Origin of the sequence: Pseudoalteromonas sp. GW168-MNA-CIBAN-0100, from assembly GCF_040309225.1 — a bacterium.
GTDB lineage: Bacteria > Pseudomonadota > Gammaproteobacteria > Enterobacterales > Alteromonadaceae > Pseudoalteromonas > Pseudoalteromonas arctica.
The window spans coordinates 1-339 of sequence record NZ_JBEOOL010000280.1 but is presented as its reverse complement, the minus strand read 5'-3'; the positions used below and the strand labels follow the sequence as shown (position 1 = coordinate 339).

At 40.1% G+C, this 339-nt stretch carries 1 pseudogene; it reads right to left on the bottom strand.

The window, feature by feature from the left end:
* A pseudogene (locus AAEY62_RS21115) lies at positions 1-339 on the bottom strand (glucose-6-phosphate dehydrogenase); the annotation flags it as partial.

Below are 339 nucleotides of genomic sequence, written 5' to 3'. Positions count from 1 at the left end.
GGTACATATTGACCACGAATAATATTTTTATCTACGTCGCTGCCAATAAGTGGACGCAGCGCCTCTAATACTTTGAGCTTTTCGTTGCGAATACTACTGGCATTAAGTTTATGGGGTGATTCCATTGCTACTAAACATAACAGCTGTAACAAGTGGTTTTGAACCATGTCACGCAGCGCACCGGCTTTGTCGTAAAAGCCTGCACGAGTTTCAAGGCCCACAGTTTCTGAAATGCTAATTTGAATATTATCGATTGATTTAGCATCCCACATGTTTTCAAACAACGAGTTTGAAAAACGCAGTGCCATTAAGTTTTGAACGGTTTCTTTACCTAAGTAA